The organism is Undibacterium hunanense, from assembly GCF_014284335.1.
Lineage (GTDB): Bacteria > Pseudomonadota > Gammaproteobacteria > Burkholderiales > Burkholderiaceae_D > Undibacterium > Undibacterium hunanense.
This window is the reverse complement of the sequence record NZ_JACOGF010000012.1, coordinates 60967-86328: the sequence shown is the minus strand read 5'-3', so window position 1 is coordinate 86328 and position 25362 is coordinate 60967. Positions and strand designations below refer to the sequence as shown.

Genomic DNA, 25362 nt, shown 5'->3' with positions numbered 1-25362 from the left:
GGCAGGCTTTTTTGTTGCTGGCTGTCAGTTAGTTCACATTCTGTTGCTGTTAAAGCAGGCATTTGTACGAACGTACAAGGTTGCGTTCTGCTAATATGAGAATACGATATGCGCCTACGAACTGACATCTGTTTCCAGGATTTTTACCGCCCCGATGGACATACCTCATTCTGGATTGTCATATAAGTATCCAAAGCTCTTTGCCTTGGTGGCGGCACTGATTGTATTTCTCGGCCTTTGGGTGATTGATCACAACGAGCGTGAGCTGGGGATACAAAAACAAAGAGTCGAAGTCATAGAAAAGCTGGCAGTGCTGCGTGCCAAGCTGAGCGCGGGGATGACCTCCAACATCTCTGCCGCACGGGTCCTGGCAACCACCTTTGCCACCAAACCAAGTTTAAGCGAACAGGAATTCAAAGTGCTGGCTACCGAAGTCGCCAGTGGTAATTCCAGTATACGCAACCTGGTGCTGGTAAAGGGTACCGTCGCCAGCTATGTCTACCCCTATATTGGCAATGAAAAAGTATTAGGCGTGGATTATCGCAATCTGCCCAAGCAATGGCCAGTTTATCAACGCATGATGGAAGACCGCAGCATACAGGTTGCCGGGCCTCTGGCCCTGGTACAGGGTGGTATTGGCCTGGTGGTGCGTATTCCCGTGTACCAGCATGAAAATCGAGATGCCTTCCTGGGCTCGATCGCCATGGTCGTCAATTACGAGCCTTTGATGGAACTGGCCGGTCTCAGCAAGATGCAGAAGGAAATCAACCTGGCCATACGCGGACGCGATGCCCTGGGCAGCAAGGGCGAGGTTTTCCTGGGAGACGGCAGCCTGTTCGCTGGCGATGCCGTGACCCAGACCATCGTTTTGCCTGGTGGCAGCTGGGAGCTGGCAGCAGCGCCCCACGGTGGCTGGCAGGGAACCAGCAGGTTATCGAAATTCTTTGAATTTTTTGGCTTCGTCTTGTGCGCCATGGCCTGGCTCATCAGTTACCAGTCGATTTTGCGACGTCGTCAGCGCGATCTCAATGCCTATGAATTGCGTCAGAGCGAAGCCTTGTTGCGCCTGCGTAACGAAGCCTTGAGCGCTACCTCACAAGGCGTCATGATCACCAGTGCGGATGGGCAGGTCAATTATGTGAACCAGGCAGCCTGCCAGTTAAGTGCCTATGCACAAGATGCGCTGTACGCAAAAAAGCTCGATGAATTATTCGTTGATGCCGACGGTCCTTTATTTAGTCTGGACGCTGCCGACAGCGGTTCTGTCATGCGCGAAATTTTGCGCGAAGGCGATGCCGGTAAACAGTTGTGGCTGGAATTATTGCTGACGCCGGTACATGACCAGGATGGCAAGATCCAGCAATATGTGGTCTTGCTCAGGGATATCACGGAAAAGAAACTGGCGGACAAAGAGCTGGAAATTGCCGCCATGGCATTTGAAACTGAAGAAGGCATCTTCATCACCGATCCTGCCCTGAATATTCTGCGCGTCAATCGCGCCTTTTCCCGTATTACCGGCTATCAGTCCGGCGAGGCAGTAGGGCAATCCCTGCGTCTGATGCAGTCTGGCCGGCATGACGAATGTTTTTACCAGCAAATGTGGGAAGATATTTTGCACTCGCATCGCTGGCAGGGCGAGATCTGGAGCCGCCGTAAAAATGGTGAAGTGTATTCGGAACGGCTGGTGATTTCTGCGGTACTTGGTGTGGATGGCAAAGTCAGCAATTATGTCGGTTCATTCAGCGATATTACCGAACACAAGGCGTCGGAAGAGAAAATACACCAGCTGGCATTTTTTGATCCCTTGACGGGTTTGCCGAATCGCCGTCTCTTGCTCGACAGGCTGACCCGTGCCTTGGCCGCAGGCCGCAGACACAAGCGCTATGGCGCTATCCTGATGATAGATCTCGATAATTTCAAAACCCTCAACGATACCCAGGGCCACAACATGGGTGATATGTTGCTGACCCAGATAGGCAAGCGCATTCATGGTTGTGTGCGTGCTGACGATACCGTTTCGCGTACGGGTGGTGATGAATTTGTGGTCTTGCTGGAAGGCTTGCATGAAGATATTCAACATGCTGCCGGTCTGGCAGAAAATGTGGCGGAAAAAATTCGCCTGACCCTGAGCCAGACCATCAATCTTGGCCGCATCGATTATGACAGTTCCGGCAGTATCGGCATTACCATGTTTGGTGCCGATGCCATCGGCATTGATGAATTGCTGCGGCGTGCCGATATGGCCATGTACCAGGCCAAGGCTCTGGGCAAAAACAGTCTGCGCTTTTTTGATCCCAGCATGCAGGCAGCGCTGGAATCACGTACCGCCATGGAAAACGATCTCAGGTATGCGCTCAGCAATCAGCAGTTGCTGCTGCATTACCAATTGCAGGTCAGCGCCCTGGGGGATCCTATAGGTGCAGAAGTATTGCTGCGCTGGCAGCATCCTTCCCGGGGTTTGGTGTCACCGCTGGAATTTATTCCTCTGGCCGAAGAGTCCGGATTGATCCTGCCTATCGGTTTGTGGGTATTGGAAACCGCGTGCCGCCAAATCGCTTTGTGGGCCGGTAGCAGCAATACCTGCGCCTTGCAATTGGCAGTGAATGTCAGTGCCAGACAGTTCCGCCATAACGGTTTCGTAGAGGACGTGAAACGCGTACTGCAGGAAACAGGCATTAATCCCGTATTGTTGAAGCTGGAGCTGACAGAAAGTGTGGTGCTGGAAGATGTGTCTGTCGTGATTGAAAAAATGCATGCAATCAAGGCACTCGGCATAGGATTTTCCATGGATGATTTTGGAACCGGATATTCTTCTCTTTCTTACCTGCAACGTTTGCCGCTGACGCAACTGAAAATCGACCGTACCTTCATCCATAATTTGCCGGATGATGTCAACAATGCGAACATAGTTCGTACCATCATCAGTCTGGGTGCCAGCCTGGATCTGAACGTCATTGCAGAAGGTGTGGAAACCGAACAGCAGCGCGAATTTTTATTGCAATCAGGTTGCCAGGCCTATCAGGGCTACCTGTTTTGCAAACCGGTTCCCATAGAGCAGTTTGAGTTATTACTTGCTGCCAGGATACAGCTACAAAAAGCCGACAGCCCGAATTTCAAATCTCATGTAAGCTAGGCGAAAGGCGGACGCAACCCACAGCATGCCAGATGGCTAAGAATGATTCGAAAACATAAAAAAGGGGAGACAAATGAAGTTGAATACCTACGCAAAAAAATTGGCGGGGATGGTGCTCGCCGCAGGATTGACAGCACCGGTCTGGGCCCTGGATATTGCAGGTGTCAAGCTGGAAGAGACCATGCAGGTGGGCGGCACTGAATTGAAACTGAATGGTGCAGGCATACGCTACAAGGCGATTTTTAAAGTGTATGTTGCTGCACTGTATCTGAAAGAAAAAAAGACCACGGTGCCGGAAGTATTGGCGTCGCCAGGACCACGTCGCGTGACCCTGGTCATGATGCGTGACCTGACCAATGAAGAGTTTGGCCGCAGCTTCATGTCCGGCATCCAGCAAAATAACGACAAGGCAGAAAAATCCAAAATGACCTCACAGTTCATCCGCTTTGGTGAACTGTTTGCTTCTGTGCCTGAATTGAAAAAAGGCGACATCATGGCCATTGAATGGATACCCAGTGTAGGTACTGTGGTATTGCTGAATGGCAAAAAAATGGGTGAGCCTTATCCTGACCTGGCATTCTTTAACGCCTTGCTGAGAATCTGGCTGGGTGAATACCCGGTAGACAAGAGCCTCAAGAAAGCCATGCTGGCAGAAGAAGATACACGCGGACGCTGATACACCAACCAGTTCTCCGTATAAAAACGCAAGGGTTTCAAGCCCTTGCGTTTTTTTTCGCCCTTGTCAGGCAGAGGCGCTGGCGCAGCGAGAATCTTCCTTGGAAAAGCGCTATATATAAGTGTATATTACGCTTCTTTATGTGCTTTTTAGTCTAACTATGCAGGAGTTGAATATGACCACCAGAATTTGCCGCCAGATAGGCTTGGCCATTGCCATCGGTACACTTGCTTTGGGTGCCCATGCCAGCGAAGTGACCGTCTCTGCCGCCGCCAGCCTGACCAATGCCTTCAAGGAAATCGCACAGAATTATCAGACACAATATCCTGAGGCCAAGGTCGCACTGAACTTTGGCGCATCCGGTGCATTATTGCAGCAGATTGCCAAAGGCGCACCAGTCGATGTATTTGCCTCGGCTGATCAGGAAACCATGGATGCCGCAGAAAAGCAGGGCTTGGTAGCAAATGCTGACAGGCGCGATTTTGTGAAAAATGCACTGGTGCTGATCGTACCCGTCGATAGCACCTTGAACATCAAACGCCTGGATGACCTGAATCAGCCCACGGTAAAACGCATCGCCATCGGTAATCCGGCCAGCGTGCCTGTGGGGCGTTATACCCAGCATGCGCTGGAAGCTGCCAAACTCTGGCCTGCGCTGGAAAGCAAAACCATCCATACCCAGAACGTACGTCAGTCACTTGATTATGTAGCCCGTGGCGAAGTCGATAGCGGCTTTGTGTATGCGACCGATGCTGCCATCATGAAAGACAAGGTCAGGATCGCGATGGAAGTACCGTTGAACGTGGTCATCAGCTACCCGATTGCCAAACTCAAGGCCAGCACCAATGCGGATGAAGCCAAACGTTTTATCGCCTATGTATTCTTGCCACAAAGCCAGGCCATATTGAATAAATACGGTTTTCAAAAGCCTTAAGGTCGCTGAATGAATCCGGCATGGACTGCATTGCTTTTGTCACTGAAGGTGGCAGGCTGGGCCACGTTGTTGAACCTGGTCGGCGGCATTGCTGTCGGCTACTTGCTGGCGCGCAAGCGTTTTCCTGGTCGTGACCTGCTGGATACCTTGCTGACCCTGCCCATGGTCATGCCACCTACCGTGCTCGGTTATTACCTGCTGGTCCTGATGGGACGGCGCAGCTGGTTCGGCGCATGGCTGCAGGAGCATTTTGGGATCAGTTTGATTTTTACATGGCAGGGCGCAGTGATTGCTGCAGCCATTGTTGCCTTCCCGCTGGTGTTCAAGCCTGCGCGGGCCGCATTTGAAGCCGTGGATGGACAACTGGAACAGGCAGCGCGGGTCTTGGGTGTTTCTGAAATGGCGATCTTTTTCCGGGTTACCTTGCCTCTGGCCTGGCGCGGCATTCTGGCAGGGGTTTTGCTGGCCTTTGCCCGCGCGCTGGGTGAATTTGGCGCTACCTTGATGGTGGCTGGCAGCATACCCGGCAAGACCCAGACCTTGTCGATTGCCGTGTATGAAGCCGTTCAGGCAGGGCAGGATGATGTCGCCAACACCCTGGTCTTGCTGACCTCGGCGGTATGCATAGCGGTCTTGCTGCTGGCGGGTCGTCTGGCACCTGGCCGCATTGCCAATCAGATGCAGGGGTAGCACAGATGCAATTTGACCTGCACGTTAAAAAAATACTGGAATCCGGCAAGCGCCGTTTTGAGCTTGATATCGCTTTCAGCTCAGACAGCCAGCGCCTGGTTATTCTGGGCGCATCCGGGGCTGGCAAAAGCCTGCTGCTAAAAGCCATTGCCGGTTTGATGACACCGGACAGTGGCCATATACGCTTGGGCGGCACTACCCTGTTTGAGTCGGCAGCCAGGATCAATCAGGCACCACAATTGCGTCAACTGGCTTATTTGTTCCAGGACTATGCCCTGTTCCCGCATTTGAATGTGGCGCAAAATATCGCCTTTGGCCTCAACAAGGGCTGGCGTAATCCGCCTGTCACCGTACAGAACGAAAAAATCGACTACTGGCTGCAAGCCTTCCAGTTGCAGTCGCTGGCCCGCCAGTTGCCGCATGAATTATCGGGCGGACAAAAGCAGAGAACAGCCCTGGCGCGTGCCCTGATCTCGGAACCGCGTGCTTTGCTGCTGGATGAACCCTTTGCCGCACTGGATCAATCACTGCGCGTCAGCATGCGCCAGGAACTTGACAGTCTGCAGCGACAACTGCAAGTCCCCATGATACTCATCACCCACGATGCCGAAGATGCCAAAGTCTTTGGCGAGCAGGTATTGAATGTGCATGAAGGCAAGCTGTTATAGCGGTTTGATGTTCGTTTGCAATAACACTTTTGAGGAACGCAAGTCATGCATGTAATTCGTCACTGGATAGCCGTACTGGGCTTGGTTACCGCGTTGCCGCAGGCTGTCATGGCACATGACAAGGCTGGCGATATGTCAAAGTTCGTGAGCCAGACCGTCACGGTATCTGGTGCGGTTGAAAAACCTTTGACGCTGAGCGTGGACGATCTGAAGAATTTTCCTGTGCTGCAAATCGATGAATTGAAATTGACCCGGCAGAATGGTGCAAATGCCGGCAAGCTGGAAAATTTCAAAGGCGTACGTCTGCGCGACATACTGGAAAAGGCTGTCGTCATTGCACGTGACCACAATGACGTGAAAAAGACCGTCATCATCGCCACTGCAACGGATGACTACAAGGTCGTGTACTCATGGAGCGAACTGTTCAATACCGCAGTGGGTGAGGGTGTACTGGTGTTTTTTGAGAAAAATGGCCAGGCCCTGGCAGATGACGAAGGACGTATTGCCATGATCTCAGGCAAAGACCTGCGCACAGGACCACGTCACGTCAAATGGCTGAAATCTATCGAAGTCAGAAAACTGATTGACTAGTTAAAACAAGCTTACAGCGACCTGACAGCATGACGACACCGCATTTTCCACTGCACGAGCACAGGCAAGGGGCAGCTATGGATGACTGGTACACGGCTGTTGCTGGTGTACTCAGGCTCGCGCAAGAAGGGGAACTGCCCTTGTTTGCCTGCAGCCTGGGCATGCGGCAAGAAGTATTGACTGACTTGCTGGCACAATGTATTCCAGACATGGGCGACCGGCAGGCGCTCCTGGTCATGCCCCTGCCTGCACGTCTGCGGCAATTACAGCCTGTACCGGATGAATTTATTCCTTTGAAAGACCTGTTGCTCGAACACCGGCCTGCAGGTGTCCATGCGCAAAAAGCTGATGTGCTGGCACATGCCATTGCGGCGGCCAGTTTTGGCAGCCGTCACCTGTGGCAGGATTTGGGCTTGCCGGGACGGGATGCGGTGTCAGCGCTGATGCGTGAGTATTTTGAAACACTGTATCTGGCCAATATACACAACCTGAAATGGAAGCGTTTTTTGTTTGCAGAACTCGGTCGCAAACAGGGTAAAACCGACCTGCGTCCACCAAAATGCACGCATTGTGACGACTTCCATGTATGCTTTCCGGATTCTGCAACAAGGACATAGCACAACATGGCAGCCAAAGATAAATCCATCGCCCTGCAAGGTTCGGTATGGATGACTGTGGACGGAGAAAATTTCGGGGGCAAGGGGCGCATTGCCTTGCTGGCACAGCTTGCCGAAAGCGGTTCCATCACCCAGGCCGCCAAGGCGGTTAAAATGAGCTATAAAGCAGCGTGGGATGCCATCGACACCATGAATAATCTGGCCGGCGAACCCCTGGTGGAGCGCCTGACCGGTGGCAAAGGCGGTGGTGGCACACGGCTGACAGCGCGCGGCGAACAACTGGTGAGCAATTTCAAGATCATAGAAAAAGAACACCGTGACTTCATCGCACAACTAGACCGGCAGGCCGAAGGGATTGCCGATGATTTTTTACTGATCAGGAAAATGAATATGAAAACCAGCGCACGCAACCAGTTTCTGGGCAAGGTCACGCAAGTCAAACTGGGCGCCATCAACGACGAGATCGAGCTGGAAATTGCAGGCGGCCAAAAGATCGTTGCCATCATCACCCATGAAAGCACGCAGGAACTGGGCTTGCAGCCTGGTGTCGAGGCGTTTGCTCTGATTAAATCTTCTTCCATCATTTTGATGACGGATGACAGCGGTGCCAAATTTTCGGCACGTAACTGTTTGACTGGCAGTATTTCGCGCATACAGCCAGGTGCCGTGAATAGTGAAATCGTGCTGGAGATGCCGGGCGGTGCCACCCTGGCAGCCATTATCACCAATGAAAGCTGCAAGAACCTGGCACTGAAAGAAGGTGACACGGCTGCGGGCATGTTCAAGGCATCCAGCGTCATACTCGGCGTGGCTTGTTAAACCATAACTTGCCAGTACCTGCTTATTCCAGTTTAAGCTTTATTTTTATTCCAAGCTAAATGCCAGATCACGATTTTTGCTGGCTTCATTGCCAGCAAAATCGGAGGCATGGATGCGCAATATATAGTCACCCGCAGCCAGCTTGCTGACATCCCAGTTGCCTTTTCTGGCAATACCATCCTTGACCGTATTGCTGGCCATGTACAGGAAACGGGTTTTTTTGGCACCATGTACCGTGATGCCGCTTTCTTCTGCATACAATAATTTCACCATTTCACGGTCTGGTGGAAGAGCGTTGAATTCCATCGTCATGCGCGGGTTTTCATAGCCGGGTACAGGGCTGCCATCGGTGTACAGCAGTTGATAGCCTAATTGATACAAACCCAAACGGCGGCGCGTGGCATTGCCATCGACCTGGTCATAGGCATCAACGACGATGCCATAGTCTTTGACCTGGCTGGACAAGATCAGGCGGCCTTTCTGTTTTTGTTTGACCTCGTTACCACTGCCATCGACGATCATGATCTCTTCTATCTGCGGTGCGACGGTATCGACCAGGCCAGGAAAGTTCAGTTGCAAAGGGTTGATTTTCAAGCCCGCATGATTGTGTTCCAGATGCACATGGAACATGCGGTTGATACTACCCAGTGCTTCACCCGTCCTGAAGCGGGTGCCGCGCCTGACACGCACGGCATAGGGTTTGCCATCTGCCAGCGTCTGTAGCTGGAATTTGTCGCCATCCAGTATGTCATTCTTTGCCGTGCGCCCGACCTTCATGTGGATGTAGGCCATGCTGTCTATCTTCAAGCCTTCACTGAGCCCGTTAAAGCCCCAACTGCTGCTGGGACCGCGCACTTTTTCACTGGCGATGGCATATACGGTGGTGCCCATATTTGCCTGTATATCCAGGCCGCCATGGAAGTGGTCGCGGCTTTCGCCGTCGTAATTGCCACGTACTTCACCCATGGTGCCTACCACTTCATGTGGCGAATTTTGTGGTTTGACAGGCCAGGGATAGGACTTGATGTCATCGTCAAGACGGGTATTTTTGATCGTCTGCAAAGCTGCCGGTGTCGCTGGTTTCTCGTCTGCTCTGGCATTGGCTGCACCGTGGGGACGTATTCTCAGCAACTGCAGGCGCGCAGAATCGCTGACAAACAGGGTACCCCTGTCATCCAGGCCTATGCCGGTGGGCTGGAGCAGACGCGGTGTCGTTTCATCACCGGGTTCAAAATTGACACCCACGCCTGTCACACCACGAATTTCACCCGTGGGGGCAATCTGTATGATGCGCCCCTTGCCAGCTTCGCCGACGTACAGGTGATCATCATAGGTGGCAACGATACTCAGTGGCCGGTGCATCACGGGCTTGTCTTCATCTTCCAGTGCACGGGTAATGGTGCTGACCTGTCCGTCTGTGCTCAGCTTGCGTATGGCGTCGTTCTTGCTGTCCGCAATGAAGATTTCACCCTTGCTATTGATAGCCAGACCTGTGGGCGTATCAAACAGGGCAGTCGCTGCAGGTCCGTCCAGATAGCCAGAACCGTTGCCACCTGCAAGCGTGCTGACCTGGCCATCCGGGCCGATTTTGCGTATGCGGTCATTGTACGTGTCAGCGACATACACATTGCCCGCTGCATCAACCGCGATGCCCACCGGGCCATTGAATTGTGCTTCTGCACCAGCGCCATCGTGGTACCCGGGTTTGCCATTACCTGCCAGTGTCGTGACGATACCGTCGGGGCTGATACGGCGTATGGCGTGATTGCCGGTATCTGCCACCAGCAGATTACCCTTGCCATCAAATGCAATACCAGACGGGGTATGAAAGGCCGCCAGTTCTGCCTTGCCATCGACAAAACCTTCGACTGAGCCAGCATACTGAGTGACAGTGCCCTCAGCACTGATCTTCAAGATTTTGTTGTGCTCACCGGCATCACTGACAAAGATATTGCCCTGCTTGTCTATCGCCAACGCATAGGGGTCAGAAAAAATACTGGTATCAACATCTGGCACGCCTGCATACACGTCCAGTTCAGCTTGCCAGTCAAACGAAGTTGCAGCCGGTTTTTTAATCACGTCAACTTTAGCCAGTAAATTTCCCGGGGCAATACTGCCCGTGTCTTTGCCCAGATAGCGCACCAGCCCGAGCAGGATGGCAAGTACGGCAATAACAAACAGCAGGCGTATGACGATGGTTTTGAACATGGGCCAAATAACAGTATGTACGGTACAAGCCGTGCAGCTTAGCTTAAATGCTCTGTACTTGCCATCATGGATATTCTGGTCTTGCGCAGAAATTTCATAAATGGATTAGCATCTGGTTTCTACGCCGAAAGGCCGCTATCAGATCAACCAGGAAGGAAACACCATGTCCAGCTCTGCAATAAGCAATTTCCCTATCACCCAGAAATGGCCAGCACAGCATCCTGAGCGTCTGCAACTGTATTCGCTGCCTACACCAAATGGTGTCAAGGTATCCATCATGCTGGAAGAAACCGGTCTGCCGTATGAACCGCATCTGGTCAGTTTTGAGACCAATGACCAGATGTCACCAGAATTTCTGTCACTGAACCCGAATAATAAAATCCCTGCGATTCTTGATCCGCAAGGTCCTGGTGGCAAACCACTGGCCCTGTTTGAATCCGGCGCTATCCTGCTGTACCTGGCTGATAAAACCGGCTTGTGCATACCTGCTGATGCGGCAGAGCGCTATGAAGCCATACAGTGGCTGATGTTTCAGATGGGAGGTATCGGCCCCATGTTCGGTCAACTTGGCTTCTTCCATAAATTTGCTGGCAAGGCCTATGAAGACAAACGCCCGCGTGATCGCTATGTGGCAGAATCCAAGCGCCTGCTGGGTGTGCTGAACCAGCGTCTGGCCGATCGTCAGTGGGTCATGGGCGACAGCTATACCATTGCTGATATCGCCATTTTCCCCTGGGTGCGAAATCTGGTCGGCTTTTATGAAGCGGCTGATCTGGTGGGCATCAATGATTATCCGCATGTGCAGCGCGCACTGGCTGAGTTCGTCGGTCGTCCCGCAGTGCAAAGAGGCTTGTTAATTCCAGGACGTTGATGTTGTCGCCTTAAGTTCGGTATTGGCATGACAATGTAGAAATTTCTTGCATGATTGCAAGTATTTTCTGTGTATTCCGCAAGCTGAGCCGCAAGCTGAGGCTGTTCACAAGCCATTTTTTCATGGGGTGACTGATTCCGCATGCGGGATATATCAAGTGATGGTCATGCAGCGCTTCGCCAATAAGGTAGAATCTCGCCTGTCTAGAATAAATGGGCGAGAGTATGAGCGCAACAAGCAATATCGGATTGACTCCAGAGCAATTATTTGAAAACAACCGCAAGTGGGCGGCTGCCATCACGGCAAAAGATGCTGACTTTTTCAAAACACTGGCAGCACAGCAAAGCCCTGAATACTTATGGATAGGCTGCTCTGACAGCCGTGTTCCAGCGAATGAATTATTGGGATTGTTGCCGGGTGAATTATTTGTCCATCGCAATATCGCCAATGTGGTCGTGCATTCCGATCTGAATTGCCTGTCGGTACTGCAATTTGCGATTGATGTACTGGGTGTCAAACACATCATTATCTGCGGTCATTATGGCTGTTCAGGTGTGCATGCCGCCATGACCAGGCGTCGTGTTGGCCTGGCAGACAACTGGCTGCGTCATGTGCAGGATGTACATCAGAAGCATGAAAAATACTTGGGCGAAGCACTGTCTTTACAGCAAAGAAGTGAGCGTCTGTGCGAATTGAATGTTATCGAACAGGTGGTCAACCTGTGCCAGACCACCATCGTGCAAGATGCATGGGATCGTGGTCAGCCAGTGACCGTGCATGGCTGGGTGTATGGCTTGCGCGATGGCTTGCTCAGTGAGCTGGGCATGACCGTCAGTTCTGCCGACGAACTGGCACCGCATCTGGAATCCAGCCTGGCGCGTTACGATGAAGTCGTCAAATAAGCGACCAGGCAAGTGAATTTCAAATTCACATCAGCTACATCGTTCCAATAACAGATGACTGCATGGCTGCGGTCATCTGTTATTTCAAATGAAATTTTGGTGGTTCTGTAATCCATGCCTGGAGTTGCTGGAGCTGTTCAAGTGAAAATGCGAAAGAAAGCGGATTTGCCCAGCAAACTTTGTCAGACTTGCGGTCTGCCTTTTAACTGGCGCAAAAAGTGGGAAAAAGTTTGGGACGAGGTAAAGTATTGTTCCCAGCGTTGCCGCAGTAATAGCAAGTCACAGGGGTGACAGCCACCATCAATTTGGATTAATTCGGATTACACCATGCAATCTGTTGCACCCGCGACGACCTTGCGCCTGATCCTGGGTGATCAGCTCTATCCTGCGCATAGCTGGTTCAGCCAGGTATCGGACGATGTGGTCTATGTCATGATGGAAATCCGCCAGGAGACTGACTACGTACTCCATCATGCGCAAAAAATTATCGCCATCTTTGCCGCCATGCGTGATCTGGCGGCGCAATTGCAGGCTGCTGGTCATCGCCTGCATTATCTGGCAATAGATGATGCCGACAATACGCAATCCCTGACTGCCAATCTCGACTGGTTGCTGACACACTATCAGTCCAGCCAGTTTGAATATCAGGAACCTGACGAATTCAGGCTGGATGCGCAACTGGCAGCCTACAGCGATGCCAGCAAGATCAATTGCCGTATGCGCAGCAGTGAACATTTTTTTACCCGTCGTGATGAAGCCGCCATCCTGTTTGAAGGCCGCAAGAAATGGCTGATGGAACACTTCTATCGCCATATGCGTGTCAAGCATCAGGTCTTGCTGGAAGAAGCCAACAAACCAGTTGGCGGACAATGGAATTATGATCACGACAACCGCAAAGCCTGGCCCGGCATCCCCTGGGAACCGGCAGATTTCCGGCCACGGCATGATCATTCTGCTTTGTGGAAAACCATACAGTGTGCAGGCGTCAACAGTTTTGGTGAGGCAAACGTAAAAAACTTTGCCTGGCCGCTGAACCGCACTGAAGCACTGGCGCAACTCGACGCCTTTATCCGGCATGCCTTGCCGCATTTTGGCGAATTCCAGGATGCCATGAGCAGCAAGTCATGGCGCTTGTTCCATTCACTGATTTCTTTCGCCCTGAATGTGAAAATGCTGCATCCACAAGAAGTGGTCAGCAAGGTTGAAGCGGCATTGTGGGCTGGTCATGCTGCATTGCCAGCGGTGGAAGGCTATATACGCCAGATACTGGGCTGGCGCGAATATGTGCGCGGCATCTACTGGGCGCAAATGCCAGGCTATGACGAGCATAATTTTTTTGCGCATGAGGCAGAATTGCCAGCATGGTTCTGGACCGGCAAAACAAAAATGCGATGCCTCTCCAGCGCCATCAGTCAGTCGCTGGAACATGCGCATGCCCATCATATTCAACGCCTGATGGTCATCGGTAATTTTGCCTTGCTGGCTGGCCTGCAGCCACAGCAAGTTCATTGCTGGTACCTGGGCATTTATATTGATGCATTCGAATGGGTAGAATTACCCAACACCCTGGGCATGAGCCAGTTCGCCGATGGCGGCATGCTGGCGACCAAGCCCTATGTATCCGCCGCAGCCTATATCGACAAGATGAGTGATTATTGCAAGGGCTGCCACTACGATAAAAAGCAACGCACCGGCGATAATGCCTGCCCCTATAATGCCCTGTACTGGGATTTTTTTGCGCGCAACGAAAACAAGTTATCCAGCAACCCACGCATAGGCATGGTGTACCCGCAACTCAGAAAAATGGATAAAGATGCCTTGCTGGCTTTGCGTGACAGGGCTACACAGATACGCGCCAGTCTGGATGATCTGTAAGCCAGCAGCGGCACCAACATAGATCGTTCCGTACCACATGCAGCCGGCACAAGCGGGATCATGCCTGCGCTGCTGTGCTGACAGCACTTTTTCTCAGGCCTGGCTTCGCATACTTTTTTGTACCACGATGACACTGGCAAGAACGATCAGTAAACCTGCCAATGATAGCCCCCGCATGCTTTGATCCAGTACGACCCAGCCCAGAATGACAGCGGTAATCGGGCTTAACAAGCCAAGCGAAGAAACCGCGACAGGTGACAGGCGTGCTATGCCACGGAACCACAAGCTATACGCCAGCAAGGCACCTACTACGGACAAATAGGCATAACCGAGTATCTGCGTGATATTCAGCACAGGCAGTGGGGCGTCTGCCATGAGACTGAAAGGCAGCAGGATCAGTCCGCCCAGCAATAACTGCCAGCCAGTAAAAGCCAATACCGGCAGGCTGCTTTGCCAGCGCCGTGACAGATACGTGCCGCCAGCCATGCAGATGGCTCCCGCAGCAGCGGCAGCCAGGCCCCATGTATCCATGGCCGCGCTGGTCGACAGCAGCAAGGCTGCCATACCCAGCACGGCACAGGCACTGGCTGTGATTGCGATGGCGGCAGGCCTGCGTTGATCCAGTAACCACGCCATTGCCATGATCAGCAAGGGCTGGATAGAACCTATGACGGCTGCCATGCCGCCAGGCAGTCGGTAAGCGGCAATGAACAGCAAGGCCTGGAAGAAACCGATGTTCAAGGCAGCCAGTATCAGCAAACGGCCCCATTCACGTGACAAAGGCAGGCGCTTGCAAAACAGCACCAGCAAGACCCCGCTGGGCAGGCAGCGCAGCAATGCGGCAGTAAAAGGCCGGTCGGGTGGTAGAAACTGTGTTGTGACGATATAGGTCGAGCCCCAGATTGCAGGGGCCAGTGCGGTTAGCAGTGTGTCTAACCAAAAATTGAAGCGGGAGGATGGAGGCATGGCTTTCATGATTATGTCTTGAGTTCGAGATAAATAATCTTAGCATAAATCTTGATATCAAGATAAATGCCGGATTTTCCATGTGGTTTTTCACGGCTTGTACATGACACCGGAGCAGGCAAATGCCTGACTGGCCCGGTGGGGCAGCGCATATAATGATCAGTTGGTGCAGTAAGTGAACAACCGGGAGTGGGCAAGATGGTGGAAAAGTCAATGGATGCTGTCGATCAGATCATGGAGCAATGGCGCAATGCCAGGCCGGATGTTGATTGCAGTCCCATGGAAAACATAGGGCGCCTCAGGCGTTGCAGTGATCTGCTGCAACGTGAGCTCGAAGCCACCTTCAGCACTTTCGGCATGACAGCCTGGGAATTTGATATGCTGGCAACCCTCAGGCGTTCCAGCGCAACGTATTGCATGACACCGACCGATCTGTTTTCCAGACTCATGGTGACATCCGGCACCATGACACACCGCCTGCAAAAGCTGGAAGCCAGTGGCTGGATATTGCGTGTGCAAAACAGCGAAGATGCCCGCAGCATGCTGGTGCAGTTAAGTGCAAGCGGCAAAGAACTCATAGACCGCGCCGTGGTCGCCCATGTGGAGAATGAAAGACGCATCATGTCCGGCCTGAATGCGGGCGAGCTGAAGCGTTTGAATGAAGGCTTGCGGGCTATGCTGGCGGTGCTGGAAAAGTCGGAAGACACACAGAGATGAATCCCATACAAGCCAATAAACTCTTGTTATCCAAATGGACAGCTGTACAGGTTGTTGCCAAACAAAAGCATTTCCTGGTCAGCAAGGTGTATTTGCCGCTAGCTAAAGAAGGGCAAGACGGACAAGCAGCAAGCCATACCGCGATAGAGTTTGTTGAACTTGAGGCTGTCTACACCAAAGCCAAACGCAAGATCGCCTGGAAGGAACTGGCGGATATCACGCTATGGAAGCAAGGCTGGTTGTAATGTTGGGATGTGGCGCTGTGGTGATGAGATCGCTGCAGCAGACACTAAGCCAGCAGACGATAACCAACACCGGTTTCGGTCAAGAAATGACGTGGCTGTGCCGGTTCCTGTTCCAGTTTTTGCCGCAGATTGGCCATATAGATTCTCAGGTAATGACTGTTTTCTGACTGATTTGGCCCCCATACTTCTTTTAGCAATTGCTGGTGGGTCATGACCTTGCCGGCATTGCGTGCCAGTACTGACAGCAACCGGTATTCTATCGGGCTCAGATGTACGGATTGCCCGGCGCGACTGACTGTGCGCAGGGCTAAATTCAGGCTGACATCCCCAAAATTAAATACTGCATCGGCTTGCGTTGACTGTGGCTGGCGGCGGCGCAAATGGGCATGGATGCGGGCGATCAGTTCAGCCGCGCCAAAGGGCTTGCTCAGGTAATCGTCGGCACCGGCATTCAGGGCTGCGACTTTTTCCTGTTCCTGGGTACGTGCTGACAGGACGATGATGGGGACTTCGGTCCAGCTGCGCACATCGCGGATAACATCCAGCCCGCTCATGTCTGGCAAGCCCAGATCAACGATGAGCAAATCCGGCTTGCGGGTGGCGCAGGCAATCAGCCCCTGTTTGCCATTTTCGGCTTCAAAGACACTCATGTCTTCAGCTTCTAGCACGGTGTTCAGAAAGCGCCGGATCTGCTTGTCATCTTCGATCAGCACGATATGGATTTTGGTGTCACTCATGACGGATCATTTTTTTGGAAGAGGCTAGCGTGCACTAGAACTCATTTCATAAATAGGGGTGAGATGCGTTTGCCTCATAACGTGGGCTGGCAAGGCGGACGAGGCAGTCAATAGCGGGTCTATTGACAACGAGTCCAACGCAGTCCAGCACACGTTATGAGGCAAACCCTCCGGGAGCTGGCGATTCGGGCGCATTGCTGCGTTGTGCCGCTTGCCAAGGCACCAGCCTTGGCTACGCGACGCGCCTTGCACTGCATCCCGAATCGCCTTGCTCGCACTCATCCCTATTTATGAAATGAGTTCTAAATAAACAGTTGCCGCAAATATAGCATTGATTGACTTGCTCATGGATGGCAAGCCTGGGTGTGATGATCCCGAATTTGCCTGGCGATGTGACAAGAACAGGGTTTGCTGTTGTTTGCTGCTTTCAGCGGGGGCTGAAACCAGCAAACCTTGAAGATTGAAAAGTGCTGTTATTTACTAAGATGGCTACGACGGCTACTACGCGGGTTTGGTTTTGCGTTTTGTAGTGGTTTTTTTCGGTTTCCCTGCTGGTACTGGTGCCGATGCTCTGGAATTTCCTGCGTCGTCAGTATCAAAAGTCTGAGACTGGAAAGCAAAGAAAAAGGCGCGCCATTTATTGCCCGGATATTCGATGATCAGTGCACCATCCTGAAATACGCCATTATCTTTCTTGTAGGAGCCGTCATTGCCCTGGTTCATGTGTATGTCATGGATACCATTGCCAGGACTGAATTTGAAATACTTGTCAGCCTTGCCCTGTTCCGGCCCCCATTTCGCGCCCAGCGCATAGATGACAGCGCCGCTTTGTTGCATGGCCTTGATGACGGCTGTTTCCAGCAAGTCTTTGAGGTCATTGTCGGCACCAGGTGCATCGGGCGGTACCAGTTTCATGTTGCCGGTTTTGACGATGCCGCTACGTAGATAGTCCAGCGCCAGACCCGCAGGTTTGGATGGCAGTTTTTTATAACCAGGAGCCAGTGCCTGCAGACTCTTTGTATACGCTTCAGGCAGCGATGTTGCTGATAGAAACCTGACTGTGGACGGTGATTTTGGTGCCGATGATTTGACGTTGGATGCAATCCTGTGCAGGGTGGTGCCGCAACGCACCAGAATCTGGTAGTGGTCATCGTCGGCGTCGCGCAGGTGGCCGACAACGGTGCCTTTCAATATGCCGTAAGTGCTTAGTGCCATGTTCGTCTCCTCAAGTTATCGCGCCCTGGGTTGCAAATGCGGTCAATGCGACCAATGCCATAGGCCCGGGCTATGTAGTTCATGTAACGACGCAGAAATATTCTGCGCCGCATCTTCGTATCAGGAAAACAGCACGCGATCCCGTATCTTGAGCGGATCGCTGTAACTGCTTTCCCACCACGCGTGTTCCCCCGCTTTTTGCGGTGGTTTGGTCAGTACCAGCGGACTATTCGTATCTTCGGAATTTTTTTCCTTGATCCTGAACTGGTAGTGATCAAACATGCGCAAGGCTTCGACGGTATATGACACGGCAACGCGCCGGTCGCGGATCAGCAGCAGGTTTTCACCGTTGTTGTGGTCCGCTGACTGCGAAAAATTATAGGAACCCATGTACACGCGTGCAGTCGGCTTGTCGAAGTCGATCACCACAAATTTGTGGTGCATGCGGGTACCACCGCCACCGCTCGGTTCTTCATGGAAAGGTGGTGGTGCAGTCTTGCCCAGCGCCGATGGATAGACTTCCGTTGATTTGCCATTCGGAGTGGTCAGTGACAGACCTGTCACTTCCTTGTCCGAGATACCATAGACAAACTTGGCCGGGTCGCTTGCCACTGTCTTGATCATGTCCTGTATCGACCCAGGTGTCTGGTACAGGAAGGCCAGCGAAAACAGTAGTGACGATTCAGTCAGGGCGATGTCTTTGGTCACGTCATCCAGCGCCGCATTCTTGCTACCGTGCGGAGAAAATGAGACCTGGGCATCAATCTTGTCCAGCCCCAGGCTTTGCCAGCCTGCCGATGCGCCACTGGCAAAGCTGGCAGGTTTGTTTTCCCAATAATTGTCGAATGCCGTCTGGAATAATTTCACCGGACCGTCGCCATGCAGGATGATGGCATTATTGGCCTGGACAAAGAAACCACGCCAGCTGAAATTGGTCGAGCCACAAACCACGCTGTTGATTTGATTTCCCCTGGCGACGATGGTTTTATTGTGTTGCAGTCCGCGCATGTGCTGGCGTAGCACGTTGCCGGCACCGGCGCTTGCGATCAGACGTGTGGTGGCTTGAGATTCTGCTGAATGTTCTTCTCCATGGCTGCCGCTGTCATCGATGATGACACGCATGCGGTTCCCCAGTTTTTCCAGCCTTTCAAGCACACCAGGTTCGTTGAGGTCATACGCAGCCACACTGACCTTGGCACTGGTGTCTGCAATCGCATTGTCCAGCACTTCCAGTATCGCACTGCGGGCTTCAAATCCCATCCAGGCCAGTGCTTCTTCTGCTTTGGGGTTGGTGGGTTTGAATGTCAGCCCGTCATCTGCCTGGGCAGGCAAGAGTGTGGGTATCGCGGCTGCAGTGTAACGGTCAACAAAAGCCTGGGACGAAACGAAACCACGTGTATAGGCCACATTCAACTGCCCGTCATACGTTTCCCTCTGCAGCACGATGCTGGCTTCTTGCGCTTCGCCATAGCTTAGTGCATTGGCCGGGCTCATGAATACGGGGGTGACACGGTAGGTGAAGCTGCCTTTCATATCGGCATTGCGCGGAAAATGTATCCAGCGGAATTTCTGTATCGGCGACAGACGGGTGGACAGGCTTTCCGGATTGAAGTTGCCGTCTTTTTCAGTAAATGACAGGCGGTTCTTGATGGCAAAATACTGCTGGCCACCCGGCTCCTTATATTCAATCGCAAAGCCGACAAAATCGACAGGTGGCTTGCCGGTTTTCCAGTTCATGCCCAGTAACAGCATGCCATCGCCACGATGCAGTTTCAGGCTGAAAAGCGCTTTGTCATTACTCGCAATGACTTGATACTGTTCCATGTCCATCCTTTCAAGTGGTGGGGTTTTATCGCCTGGCTTGCATCATTTACCGGCGCAATGCATGTCAATAAAATAATCCTTACCATCCTAATGCAGATAGTACTTATTGCAAGCTAATTATTATTTTAATTGCATGACTATTTATTCATCATGCGAGATTTTGATGACAGGGATGTGACATGGAGATGTGACATGACGATGTGATGCGGGGGAGGAAAATGCGTCGCCGAAATGATGGTAAGAAGACTGTCCTCAGCAGGTAGGGAGGCGCAGTTCTGAAGCGTTGTTTTCTTTTATGCTGGACAGCAGCCATGGTGTTGCCATGAGCTTAAGATCAGGCATGCCTGATTCAGAGTTGGCTCTTGGCTTGCATTGGGATATTCAATTGTCCGGCAAATTTGGCTTTTTCAATAAAATTTCCCGTAACCTGGGCAGGTGCACAACAGAGTACCAGCACATAAAAACGAGTGGAAGATTGACTGCGGTGCGTATCCAGTAAATATTGTCGCCGAGGCTGAGGTACATATATATCTGTACCAGTAAATATATTGCGAACAGTACACAGCAAAACGTGAACACGCGAAGAAATGCAGCTTGCCCTGTTTTGACGACGTGCGCTGAAATCGCTGAAATGACAGCGATAGCTAAAACTGTGAGCATTGCCGCACCGTATGGCAGAAACGGCATAGGCGGACGCGAACCTATGAAGGTATTTGCTAAAAAGAAAATAAATAAGTAAACGAAGAAAAACGTAGCGATCAAGTGAAGTTTTTTCATTTTTGATATTTTACGAATGTTACGGTTACATTGATGGCAGCTTTGCTTAAGTTGCGTCAGCTACAAGTTCGTAATACCCCAAAAACAATCCCGCCGTCAACTCGATCAACTGCTTCTGCTGTGCCATATCCAACACGGGCTGGCTGATGGCTACCTGAGGCCAGAAGGCCATCGATTTGAGCTGGCCCTGCAACATGTCGCCCATAAGGATGGCGTCGCCCGCCTTGAGTTTGCCATCTGCCTGTGCTGCTCTGATCCAGGCGACGATACCTTCTTCCCGGTTGTTCATGCGTTCCACCATATCTCTGGCGCGATCCGGAGTGTGGATGGTGGCGGCGATGGCGACACGGGCGAGGTCAATGAAATTGGTATCACACATCAGGAGCATCTTGTTACCGAGGAAAGTTTCAAGCTGTTCACGCAGGCTTTTTTCGCCCTGATAATGAAAATCATCCTGAGAAACGGCACTTTTCCACAATTTCAACAATATTGCGGCGAATAAATCGTCTTTACTGGGGAAGTGGTTATACACAGTCCGTTTGGAGACGATAGCGGTGGCAGCAATCTTGTCCATGCTGGTGGATTCAAAGCCGTGCAGGCGAAATTCATGAATGGCAGCCTGCAATATGGCTTCGCGCTTGCGGTCAGTCTGGCGGACGGGATTTGACATATTGTAATTATATTAATCTTAGCGATTCATCGTTATGAAAGAATTTTACACTAAGTAGTATACTTTCTCCGATTTAGAAACTACACTGTGTAGTGTAATAATTCGACAGGCATCAGAACCAGCTTGAGCGGATTCGGCGAATTGAATGAATTTCGTGCCTGCAAGGGCATACCATACTGACAGGAGCGTTGATCACCATGGCTTATGTTTCATACTCCAGCCCCACAGAGGGCATACGTAATACTGCACTGCAGGAAGCAGGCGCGGGCTTTGTGAATCAGGCACCGGTGCGTGAGCCTGGGTTTTTACAGAATCTGCGCATAGCCTGGAAGTTCTTTTTCGATAAACCCAAAGATACCGTACCCAGCGGCAGTATCCCTGTATTTGATTTGACGACAGCGCAATTGCTGGACGCGCCAGACAATAGCCTGTACCGCCTTGGGCATTCGACCTTGTTGCTGAAATTGCAGGGTGAATTCTGGCTGACCGATCCGGTGTTTTCTGAGCGTGCCTCGCCTTTTCAGTGGATGGGCCCCAAGCGTTTTCATCAACCGCCCATCAGCATTGCTGATCTGCCACCGATCAAGGGTGTGATTCTGTCGCACGACCATTATGACCATCTTGATTATTCCGCCATTTTGCAACTGGCCAAGAAGACCGAATATTTCCTGACGCCAACAGGTGTCGGTGAGCGCTTGGTCAAGTGGGGTATAGACCGTGAAAAAATCCAGCAACTGGCCTGGTGGCAAAGCACCCAGGTTGGCGATATCCAGTTTGTGGCGACGCCAGCCCAGCATTTTTCTGGCCGTGGCTTGCATGACCGTGACCAGACCCTGTGGGCATCCTGGACCATCATGGCACCTGACCTGAAAATCTTTTTTAGCGGTGACACCGGCTACTTCAAGGGTTTTAAAGAGATAGGCGACAAGTATGGTCCGTTTGACCTGACTCTGATGGAAACCGGTGCCTATAACAAGATGTGGCCAGACATCCACATGCAACCGGAAGAGTCTTTGCAGGCACATCTGGATTTGCGCGGCAAAACCATGTTGCCTATCCATAACGGCACGTTTGACTTGTCCATGCATAGCTGGTTTGAACCGTTTGAACGCATTGTTGCCCTGGCACAGCAGCATGGCGTGAGAATCAGTACGCCGCAAATGGGAGAAGAAGTCGATATCGCCGAACCGCAAACCGGCAGGCGCTGGTGGCTGTTCCCGAACACCCAGGCCAGCCGCCCTGTGTCTTTGCAATCAGTGTTGGCGGATTAGCACTGACCATTGAATGAAAACAGTCCGCAGGCGGATGCCTTGCGGGCTGTTTTTGTTTTAGAACCTGTTTACGATTTTAAGCGTGTGCGCAACCGGAGCCCACGCGGGGCTTGTACCTACGCGGGCTAAGGGGTTTAGTAACTTATTAGCGTTTACGCGTGCGTGGGGGGAGTGAGATATTTTGACGAAAAATGTGTGCGAATACGCTGGGATATTCGCATCTTTCCGGTCTTATTTAGGGACGCATTTAAACATAATTTGGGACTGCTGAGGTGTCCAACCTTGTGTCCCAGAATTGGTTGAGTTAGTCAGTTCCATTTGCTTGCCTTGAGCTTCACACCATTCTGTTGCACGTCGCACACTAAGCGCAGTGACTTCTGCGTCAGAGGTAAGGCCTCCACGCGCATTTGCACCTACCATGTAGGAATCTTTACCAATGGACACAACCGGACTCACTGATTGACAACCGGCGATTAACGCGCAGAGAAAGAGTACTTTTTTCATCAATTCATCTCTATTTTGAAAGATCGTTTTGTATGGCGTTGAGAATTAAAATTTAACACAGGGGCACCAAGGCGTAATTAGTGTAACGTAATCACGCATGTCAAGACTGAAAAAATGTCAATATTCAGCCCAAAATTATGCGTGCGAATACGCGGGGTTTGTGCTGTGCATGTTTACCCTGACCCCGCTGACGCACGCTTGCCACAGATCGTAAACAGGTTCTTAGAAACTGTGTTCCAGCGCTGGGAAAGACTGATCTTTAACAGCTGCCACATACGCCAGCACGGCTGCATCAATGCTGGTCTGGCCTTCCATGAAATTTTTCACGAAACGGGCTTTGCGGCCAGGGAACACGCCCAGCAAATCATGCATGACCAGAACCTGGCCAGCGCAATCGACACCGGCACCTATGCCTATGGTGGGGATATGCAGGGACTCTGTCACTTCCTTGCCCAGGCTGGCGGGAATTGCTTCCAGCACGATCATGGTGGCACCAGCCTCTTGTACTGCCAGCGCCTCTGCCTTGAGCAGGCTGGCCGACGCATCGGTCTTGCCCTGTACCTTGTAGCCCCCTAATTGATGGACGGATTGTGGTGTCAGGCCCAGATGCGCGCAGACGGGTATGGAGCGCTCGGTCAAAAACTTGATGGTCGGCAGCAACCAGGTACCACCTTCGAGTTTGACCATTTGCGCACCGGCCTGTACCAGTTGCACAGCGCTGTTGAAGGCAGCTTCCGGCGTGGCGTAGCTGCCAAAGGGCATGTCGGCCACCACCAGGGCTTTTTGATTGCCACGGGCGACGGCGGCGGTGTGGTAGGCGATATCCTGCAGTGTCACCGGCAGGGTGGAGTCGTGCCCCTGGCATACCATGCCGAGGGAATCACCAATGAGTAAAACTTCTACACCGCAGCGGTCCATCAGGGATGCGAAACTGGCGTCGTAGCAGGTGAGCATGGTGATTTTTTCACCTTTCTCACGCATGCTGATTAAGCCGGGAATGCTTACTGCTTTACGGTCTTGCAAATATTCAGCCATTCTTTTTCTCCAGAGGTGATGCTGTCGTTTGGTTTTTGTTTGACAGCGATGTTTGTCTCCACCTACATCTTCTAATTGTTATTTTTCTTTATTCTTAATTCCGATTTGTTCGTAAGTTCTGGCTACTTTTATTTTCTATTATTTGTAGGTAAATTCTATTGCCGCTGATTGACCAGGCCGGGTTTCGGCCCGGCGGCCGAATTCCTTTCTTTGCTTCGCCAAAGAAAGGAATCAAAGAAAGGCGACCGCAGACTTGCCCTTCGGGTGCTTGCGCTGCGCTTCAGCACAATTTGTGCATCACAAAAAATGGGAAAGCTTCGAAACTCGCTTCGCTCAAACACGAAGCTTTCTGATCCATTTTCTGTGATGCACAAATTGCTACGTCCCAAGCGGATTAAAGTCAAAGGCAAGGTCAAAAACAATTGCAAATTCAAAAGCAAAATCAAATTCAAAAACAAAATCAAATTCAAAAGCAAAATCAAATTCAAAACATAGCTTATTTACCGTTTTTCTCGCTTCGATAAACCTGTGTTCATTCAGCTTCTAAAAATAAAATACACGGCGCCTACCAGACACAAACCGGCCCACACATAATCCAGTTTGAATGGCTGTCCCATGTAAAACATGGCGAAGGGAACGAAGACGATCAGGGTCAGGGCTTCCTGTAATATCTTTAGTTGTGCCAGGCTGTAGGTAGTGTAGCCGATTCTGTTGGCGGGCACTTGCAGCAGGTATTCGAACAGGGCGATGCCCCAGCTGGCGAGGGCGGCTATCCACCAGGCTTTGGTGGAAAAGTTTTTCAGGTGACCATACCAGGCGACGGTCATGAAGACGTTGGAGAGTATCAGCAGGCCTGTGGTCTGGACGATGATGGGGATTTGCATGGGACCTCGCGTTGGGCTATGCCGCATATTGATGACATGTTGGCGGCGTGTTCAGTTGGGGGGTAATTCGTAGATGCGCTGACCGGCGACGGCGGCGACGAAATCTTTCGCATGGCCTTTGCCGGGGATGTGGATATCGGCGGCCAGTTGTAATAGTGGCAGTAGCACAAAAGCCCGCTCTGTCATGCGTGGATGTGGGACCTGCAATTCGGCGGTCTGGATTTTTTCTGCGCCATACAACAGCAGGTCCAGATCCAGCGTGCGTGGCGCATTGTGGTAGGGACGCTCGCGTCCGTGGGCCAGTTCTATGGCTTGCAGATGTTGCAGCAGGGCAGTGGCGCTCAGGCGGGTGTTCAGTTCGGAGACGGCATTGACATAATCGTCGCCGGATGAATCGACTGGCGCACTGCCAAACAGGGCAGACTGTGCCACCAGGATAGTATCCGGCGCTTTTGCCAGGGCTGCGATGGCCAGTGCAACGGTGGTTTTGGCATCACCCAGATTGGCGCCTATGCCGATAAAAACTTGCATGC

Annotated in this window: 25 protein-coding genes; 15 read left to right on the top strand and 10 right to left on the bottom strand. The window is 51.8% G+C overall.

Features of this window, described 5'->3' with window-relative positions:
• The first annotated feature begins 208 nt into the window (after positions 1-208).
• From H8L32_RS20815 to H8L32_RS20780, 8 genes are all read left to right on the top strand, one after another.
• Complete coding sequence (locus tag H8L32_RS20815) at positions 209-3133, top strand: EAL domain-containing protein (RefSeq protein ID WP_222619439.1); 2925 nt, start codon at positions 209-211, stop codon at positions 3131-3133.
• A gap of 73 nt (positions 3134-3206) precedes the next feature.
• A complete protein-coding gene (locus tag H8L32_RS20810; protein WP_186949184.1) occupies positions 3207-3809 on the top strand; it encodes a chalcone isomerase family protein in 603 nt (200 codons plus the stop codon).
• Positions 3810-3984: 175 nt separating this feature from the next.
• On the top strand, positions 3985-4743 hold the full coding sequence (modA, locus tag H8L32_RS20805) for a molybdate ABC transporter substrate-binding protein (protein WP_186949183.1): 759 nt from the start codon (positions 3985-3987) through the stop codon (positions 4741-4743).
• A gap of 9 nt (positions 4744-4752) precedes the next feature.
• Positions 4753-5433, top strand: coding sequence for a molybdate ABC transporter permease subunit (gene modB / locus H8L32_RS20800; RefSeq protein WP_186949182.1), 681 nt, complete (start codon positions 4753-4755; stop codon positions 5431-5433).
• A 5-nt stretch (positions 5434-5438) separates the two neighbouring features.
• Positions 5439-6101, top strand: a complete 663-nt coding sequence (locus H8L32_RS20795; protein ID WP_186949181.1) for a sulfate/molybdate ABC transporter ATP-binding protein — start codon at positions 5439-5441, stop codon at positions 6099-6101.
• Between the two features lie 45 nt (positions 6102-6146).
• Positions 6147-6692, top strand: a complete 546-nt coding sequence (locus tag H8L32_RS20790) for a molybdopterin-dependent oxidoreductase (RefSeq protein ID WP_230412334.1) — start codon at positions 6147-6149, stop codon at positions 6690-6692.
• 29 nt (positions 6693-6721) lie between these two features.
• Positions 6722-7309 (top strand): nitrogen fixation protein NifQ, encoded by a 588-nt coding sequence (locus H8L32_RS20785; RefSeq protein ID WP_186949180.1) that lies wholly within the window; start codon positions 6722-6724, stop codon positions 7307-7309.
• Between the two features lie 6 nt (positions 7310-7315).
• Positions 7316-8128: a TOBE domain-containing protein gene (locus H8L32_RS20780; protein ID WP_186949179.1), complete on the top strand. Its 813-nt coding sequence runs from the start codon at positions 7316-7318 to the stop codon at positions 8126-8128.
• Between the two features lie 45 nt (positions 8129-8173).
• Here H8L32_RS20780 and H8L32_RS20775 read toward each other — a convergent pair whose 3' ends face one another.
• On the bottom strand, positions 8174-10336 hold the full coding sequence (locus tag H8L32_RS20775; RefSeq protein WP_186949178.1) for an NHL repeat-containing protein: 2163 nt from the start codon (positions 10334-10336) through the stop codon (positions 8174-8176).
• A 163-nt stretch (positions 10337-10499) separates the two neighbouring features.
• Between H8L32_RS20775 and H8L32_RS20770 the strand changes: the two genes are divergently transcribed.
• From H8L32_RS20770 to H8L32_RS20755, 4 genes are all read left to right on the top strand, one after another.
• On the top strand, positions 10500-11207 hold the full coding sequence (locus H8L32_RS20770) for a glutathione S-transferase N-terminal domain-containing protein (protein ID WP_186949177.1): 708 nt from the start codon (positions 10500-10502) through the stop codon (positions 11205-11207).
• A 224-nt stretch (positions 11208-11431) separates the two neighbouring features.
• Positions 11432-12109, top strand: a complete 678-nt coding sequence (gene can, locus H8L32_RS20765) for a carbonate dehydratase (protein WP_186949176.1) — start codon at positions 11432-11434, stop codon at positions 12107-12109.
• 114 nt (positions 12110-12223) lie between these two features.
• Positions 12224-12400: a DUF2256 domain-containing protein gene (locus H8L32_RS20760; RefSeq protein WP_456243414.1), complete on the top strand. Its 177-nt coding sequence runs from the start codon at positions 12224-12226 to the stop codon at positions 12398-12400.
• Positions 12401-12436: 36 nt separating this feature from the next.
• Positions 12437-13984 (top strand): cryptochrome/photolyase family protein, encoded by a 1548-nt coding sequence (locus H8L32_RS20755; RefSeq protein WP_186949175.1) that lies wholly within the window; start codon positions 12437-12439, stop codon positions 13982-13984.
• Between the two features lie 93 nt (positions 13985-14077).
• On the opposite strand, the gene H8L32_RS20750 is transcribed toward H8L32_RS20755, so the two are convergent.
• Entirely contained in the window at positions 14078-14950 is an 873-nt protein-coding gene (locus H8L32_RS20750; RefSeq protein ID WP_186949260.1) for an EamA family transporter, read from the bottom strand.
• Positions 14951-15163: 213 nt separating this feature from the next.
• Here H8L32_RS20750 and H8L32_RS20745 point away from each other — a divergent pair, with 213 nt between their 5' ends.
• A complete protein-coding gene (locus tag H8L32_RS20745) occupies positions 15164-15667 on the top strand; it encodes a MarR family winged helix-turn-helix transcriptional regulator (protein ID WP_230412332.1) in 504 nt (167 codons plus the stop codon).
• Positions 15664-15912 (top strand): TIGR02450 family Trp-rich protein, encoded by a 249-nt coding sequence (locus H8L32_RS20740; protein WP_186949173.1) that lies wholly within the window; start codon positions 15664-15666, stop codon positions 15910-15912. Before H8L32_RS20745 ends, H8L32_RS20740 begins: the two co-directional genes overlap by 4 nt.
• Positions 15913-15956: 44 nt before the next feature.
• Here H8L32_RS20740 and kdpE read toward each other — a convergent pair whose 3' ends face one another.
• From kdpE to H8L32_RS20715, 5 genes are all read right to left on the bottom strand, one after another.
• Positions 15957-16649: a two-component system response regulator KdpE gene (kdpE, locus tag H8L32_RS20735; protein ID WP_186949172.1), complete on the bottom strand. Its 693-nt coding sequence runs from the start codon at positions 16647-16649 to the stop codon at positions 15957-15959.
• Between the two features lie 501 nt (positions 16650-17150).
• Complete coding sequence (locus H8L32_RS20730; RefSeq protein WP_186949171.1) at positions 17151-17864, bottom strand: YukJ family protein; 714 nt, start codon at positions 17862-17864, stop codon at positions 17151-17153.
• A gap of 120 nt (positions 17865-17984) precedes the next feature.
• The gene (locus H8L32_RS20725; protein WP_222619438.1) at positions 17985-19688 is read right to left on the bottom strand and encodes a phospholipase D-like domain-containing protein; all 1704 of its coding nucleotides are present in this window, start codon (positions 19686-19688) and stop codon (positions 17985-17987) included.
• A 381-nt stretch (positions 19689-20069) separates the two neighbouring features.
• Positions 20070-20465 carry a hypothetical protein gene (locus H8L32_RS20720; protein ID WP_186949169.1) on the bottom strand — a complete coding sequence of 132 codons (396 nt, stop codon included), beginning with the start codon at positions 20463-20465 and terminating at the stop codon, positions 20070-20072.
• A 46-nt stretch (positions 20466-20511) separates the two neighbouring features.
• Positions 20512-21135: a TetR/AcrR family transcriptional regulator gene (locus H8L32_RS20715; protein ID WP_186949168.1), complete on the bottom strand. Its 624-nt coding sequence runs from the start codon at positions 21133-21135 to the stop codon at positions 20512-20514.
• Positions 21136-21332: 197 nt separating this feature from the next.
• Between H8L32_RS20715 and H8L32_RS20710 the strand changes: the two genes are divergently transcribed.
• The gene (locus tag H8L32_RS20710; protein WP_186949167.1) at positions 21333-22406 is read left to right on the top strand and encodes an MBL fold metallo-hydrolase; all 1074 of its coding nucleotides are present in this window, start codon (positions 21333-21335) and stop codon (positions 22404-22406) included.
• Positions 22407-23132: 726 nt separating this feature from the next.
• On the opposite strand, the gene panB is transcribed toward H8L32_RS20710, so the two are convergent.
• The 3 genes from panB to folK form a co-directional block, all read right to left on the bottom strand.
• Entirely contained in the window at positions 23133-23945 is an 813-nt protein-coding gene (gene panB / locus H8L32_RS20705) for a 3-methyl-2-oxobutanoate hydroxymethyltransferase (protein WP_186949166.1), read from the bottom strand.
• Positions 23946-24481: 536 nt separating this feature from the next.
• The gene (locus H8L32_RS20700; protein ID WP_186949165.1) at positions 24482-24829 is read right to left on the bottom strand and encodes a DMT family protein; all 348 of its coding nucleotides are present in this window, start codon (positions 24827-24829) and stop codon (positions 24482-24484) included.
• A gap of 51 nt (positions 24830-24880) precedes the next feature.
• Positions 24881-25360: a 2-amino-4-hydroxy-6-hydroxymethyldihydropteridine diphosphokinase gene (gene folK / locus H8L32_RS20695; RefSeq protein ID WP_186949164.1), complete on the bottom strand. Its 480-nt coding sequence runs from the start codon at positions 25358-25360 to the stop codon at positions 24881-24883.
• Positions 25361-25362 lie beyond the last annotated feature (2 nt).